Origin of the sequence: Halomonas sp., assembly GCF_014859505.1 — a bacterium.
Classification (GTDB): domain Bacteria; phylum Pseudomonadota; class Gammaproteobacteria; order Pseudomonadales; family Halomonadaceae; genus Halomonas.
This window is the reverse complement of sequence record NZ_JACUUD010000190.1, coordinates 1-4,107: the sequence shown is the minus strand read 5'-3', so window position 1 is coordinate 4,107 and position 4,107 is coordinate 1. Positions and strand designations below refer to the sequence as shown.

The following is a 4,107-nucleotide window of genomic DNA, read 5'->3' as shown; positions in this document are numbered from 1 at the left end:
AGCGGGAAGTCTTGATATTTTTTCCTCATGAATGTTGATTGGGTTCTTCGTCACTTCATATGGATTTGGCTTGACAGGGGAGATATTGATGACCATGCCATCCGAGCGGACACGAGCTGTAATTCATACTCGGGAGTTCTTGCACGAGATCTCCCAAGACGCCTCTCTCCCCGACTCTGTTCGTCGGCAAGCGAAGCATTTGCTTCGTCACTATCCGTCTCGCTCAGAAATGCTTCTGGCTGGTCGTGTAGAAGAGCGGTTGACAGAGGAGACCCTCTTTGAACCGACCTTCAGCTCCTTTATTGAAGAGTAGCAAGCTCAGGCGTTCGGCTGCGTCAGCTCATCCCGCATTGCTCGCTCACCACTCTTCTCGTCCCACACCTGGCATGGCCCGCCACTGCCGAAGTTCTTCAGAGTCGGCGGCATTTGGATCACACTGGGTCAGCAATTCATCCAGGGTATATGGGCGCTTCGAGACCGGCAGCGGTTTGTCTAGATGCGCCGCTTGCTCTGACACGGCCTTGCGCAGCCAAGCTATGACCTCTGCCTCTATCCGCTCGTTTTCTTCAGGGCTCGCCAAGACGACCTGATTACCCTGTCGCCGTAGAAAAAAGGCGGCAGGGATCGTGATGGCGTAGCCGCCACGTAGATAGGCCACGATATCGCCGCTGAGCTCCGGCAGATAAGCGCGGTCGCTTTGCAGGCACTCCAGAGCCTCGCGAAACGTTTCTACTGGCTCGGGGAAGCGGTCGCGGAGATCGAAAACACGGTAGGCAAATATCATCCCAAGCGGATCGTGTGTCGTTGTCATGGCGGGCTCTCCGTCGCGGTATCAAACGCCACGATCTGCCGCTTCTCCCGGGAGAACTCCACCCCGATTAGGTGAATCGGCTTGCCGGTGGCGCGGTACTTGTCGGCATAACCGCGGGCCTGGATCTGTTCCAGCGCCTTACCCTCGGGTAACTGCTCTACCACCTTGAATTCGAACAGGTAGAGGTGGCCGAAGGCTTCTACGGTCATGTCCACCCGACCGTGATGGCTGGCGTCTTCTACGGTGATGTCGAGCCCCAGTGCGGCGAAGTGGCTGTAAAAAACGCTGGCATAGTGGCCTTCATACCTGGCGATTGGGTTGTTGCGGTACCAGTCGTGGGGCAGGCCAGCATAGAGTGCCTTGAGGTGGGCCTCTAGGCCTGCCAAATCGTGTCGCTGAAGGATATCCAGTAGACTTAGTTGGTGGGTCTGGGCTTCGCTTTGGCTGATGCCAAGTACAGGCAGAAGCAGGTCGTTGAGACTGCTCTCGACCTCCCGGTTCGGGAAGCCCAGCGTGTAAAGCTTGAATCCCAGCATGGGCTCCAGAACGTCTTTGATGGTGATATATCCGGTCTGGAACAGCAATCCCTCGGTAGTGATGTCGTCGACGTCAAAGCGCCCAAGCAGCTGAGCCTTGGCCTGCAGCCTATCCAACTGAGGCGTGAAGACCCCTCGACGCTGGAGGATATCCACCAGAAACGTTGGCGTGGCGCTCTCGAACCAGTAAGGCCCGAATTCACGTTTCTGAAGCAGCAACAGCACGTCGAAGGGGTTGTAGACGGAGGTCATTTCCGGTCCTCCCCAGCGATAGCCATTGTACCAGCGGCGGATCTCGTCTCGATCCAGCCCCGGTAACTCCGGGGCGAAGACCCTATCGATATCGTCGTCGGTATATCCGCAGATCGTGTTGAAAGGGGTATCCAGGGTGATATCGTTAAGGTTGTTGAGCCCCGAAAACAGACTGACCTTGCTGAACTTGGAGACACCGGTGATCAGCACCAGGTGCAGGTGCGGGTCAGCGTCCTTGATCACGCTATAGAGATTTTTCAGCCCCTCACGTAGCTCGCGCGCTTTTTCGGGCGCTAGCAGGTTGTCGAGGATTGGCTTGTCATACTCATCGATCAGCAACACAACCGGTTGGCCCGTTGCCTGGTGCGCCAGCTCCAACAGGTCCGAGAACTCACCGGGAATATCTGTCTTGGGCGTGGTGGGCAGGTCAAGGTACTCGCGGCTCTTGCGCAGTTGGTGGCGAATGCGCTCATCGAGTTCCTCGCGGGTGCGCATCACACCGCTGCCAAAGCTGAGGCGGATGACAGGATGGGTCTGCTGCCAGTCCCAGCGGTCATGAAGGTAGAGCCCTTCGAACAGCGTCTTTCGTCCCTCGAACAGGCAGCGAAGGGTATCCAGCAGCAGGCTCTTGCCGAAGCGTCGCGGGCGGGAGAGGAAGTAGTACTTGTTCTGCTGGACCAGGCGCTCGATCACCGGGGTCTTGTCGACATAGTAATAGCCCCCGTCGATGATCTCGGAGAAGGTCTGGATCCCGATGGGCAAGCGTTTCTTCCCGGTGACGGACAAGGCAACCTCCTGCGAGCGAGAATGGTAGGTGGCGATGATGGGGAGCATAGCATGCGAGGCCGAGTGGTACGCCGATGCCCGGTGAGCGGGCGCGTGCCCGGGTTGCAGAGATCCTGTCAATTCGCTCCAATACCTTCCCTGCCTTCACGCCTTGAGGAGCTAGTGTGTTTGACACCCATCCCATCGCTCCCGCCTTGATGCTTTACCACGCCTTGCAAGATATCCAGTGGCAGCGCAGCTTCGATGCGGGCTCCTTGAGTCGCGGACTGGCCTATGCGCGGCAGGGCCGGGTACGAAAGGGCATGCGCCTCGAGCATGAGGGCGCGATGCTGGTGCTGAGGGCCCAGGTGGATGGCAGTGGGCGCAGTCGCTACCTCACCAGACTGGCTGTGAACCCCGATAACCCCGGCATGGGCGTGGTCAGTGACTGCAGCTGCCCCGTGGGCCGTCAGTGCAAGTATGCGGTGGCGGTGACCCAGAGCTTCATCGATGACGTAGAGGCCGATGGCATTCCTCACCGGGACGAGACGTCACTATTGGAGCAACGCTGGGAGTCGTGGCTGGCCGAGCTCGAGTCGCCCCCTGAGGGAAAGCGCTACGCCGAAACGCTGGAGGACGACTACCGCCTGGCGCTGTTCCTGGAGATCGACGCGAACCCGCGTTCGCCCACCCTCCAAGTATCGCCAGTCTGGGTTCGGCCGACCAAGCGGCGTGCACAGGGAAACGGCTGGGTAAAGCCTCGCCCCATCATGGTGCGTCATGGCGGCGGCTTTACTCCAAGATCGCCTCAAGCGCTCTCGCTCGATCAGGAGGAGGCCCTGGAGTTGTTGATGCTTGGCGAGCAGCGCCGCCAGTTCTCCAGTGTGGGATACGAGCAGTTGTGGAGTCCGATCATCCACGCTTTCCAGGCGCGCGCACTCTGGTCGCTGCTGGAGAGCGACACGCCGCCTTTGCTCTTTTATCCCAAGCAGACCGGCGCCATGCTTGACTTGGGCCCGGCCTGTCGGCTGACCCTGGCCTGGGAGCCCGACGCCGGTGGCAATCAGCACCTCCGTGCGGACACCGATCCAGCAGACGTGGTCTCGGATGAGGCCGTGATCGTGCGGGCCGGCGCCGAACTCTGCTATCTCGATGAAAGGCGTGGTCGCTTCGGGCGTCTGGAGGGTGACCCCGAGCTGCTGGTGCGCCTTCGCCGAGCCCCGCCGCTGCCCCCGGCGATGAGTGGATGGCTTACCGAGCGCCTGCAGCAGGCGCCGGGGTTGTCCCAGCGGTTGCCGGTGCCCCAGGCGGTGGAAGAGCATACTCTGCAGGGGGTGGCGCCACGCCTCAAGGTCACCATGAAAATCGCCACCGGTCAGCTGAGCTATCGCGATGGCGCCATGGTGCCGCGCTGGATCGAGGTGGGCGCCGCCTTGGTTGGCTTCGACTACGATGGCATCGACGTACCGCCGGAGGAGGGTGAAAGCGTCCAGGTCTTCCGTCACGGGCAGCGCCTCACCGTGATGCGCGATCCTGAGGCGGAGCTTGCACTGGTGCGTTCGCTGCCGCCCGGCATGATCACCCTGGAGCGTCTGCAGCAGATCGAGGCGGTACCCGCCCATGTCGATCTTCCCGGGTGGGCGCTGCTGCTGCCCCTGGAGGGCGCGCCGCCGGCAACAGCCGCTGAATGGTCGACCCACCTGGCCGGCCCCGATGACTGGTGGGAGATGATCGCCCGGCTGC

At 60.8% G+C, this 4,107-nt stretch carries 4 protein-coding genes; 2 read left to right on the top strand and 2 right to left on the bottom strand.

Annotated features, from left to right (window positions below; all coding sequences use genetic code 11):
• Window positions 1–31 precede the first annotated feature (31 nt).
• A complete protein-coding gene (locus IBX53_RS15080; RefSeq protein ID WP_367171619.1) occupies window positions 32–313 on the top strand; it encodes a BPSL0761 family protein in 282 nt (93 codons plus the stop codon).
• Between the two features lie 45 nt (window positions 314–358).
• Here the strand turns inward: IBX53_RS15080 and IBX53_RS15075 are convergent, their stop codons facing one another.
• Both IBX53_RS15075 and IBX53_RS15070 read right to left on the bottom strand, forming a co-directional pair.
• Window positions 359–811, bottom strand: a complete 453-nt coding sequence (locus tag IBX53_RS15075; protein ID WP_290910881.1) for a hypothetical protein — start codon at window positions 809–811, stop codon at window positions 359–361.
• Window positions 808–2,385, bottom strand: a complete 1,578-nt coding sequence (locus IBX53_RS15070) for an ATP-binding protein (RefSeq protein ID WP_290910878.1) — start codon at window positions 2,383–2,385, stop codon at window positions 808–810. Before IBX53_RS15070 ends, IBX53_RS15075 begins: the two co-directional genes overlap by 4 nt.
• Window positions 2,386–2,549: 164 nt before the next feature.
• Between IBX53_RS15070 and IBX53_RS15065 the strand changes: the two genes are divergently transcribed.
• Window positions 2,550–4,107 (top strand): hypothetical protein (locus IBX53_RS15065; protein WP_290910876.1); only part of this gene is annotated, 1,558 nt, incomplete at its 3' end.

What these genes read in the sequence shown, in the direction of transcription:
- IBX53_RS15080 (WP_367171619.1), top strand. Translation starts at nt 32, where the DNA reads ATGTTGATTGGGTTCTTCGTCACTTCATATGGATTTGGCTTGACAGGG.
- IBX53_RS15075 (WP_290910881.1), bottom strand. Translation starts at nt 811, where the DNA reads ATGACAACGACACACGATCCGCTTGGGATGATATTTGCCTACCGTGTT.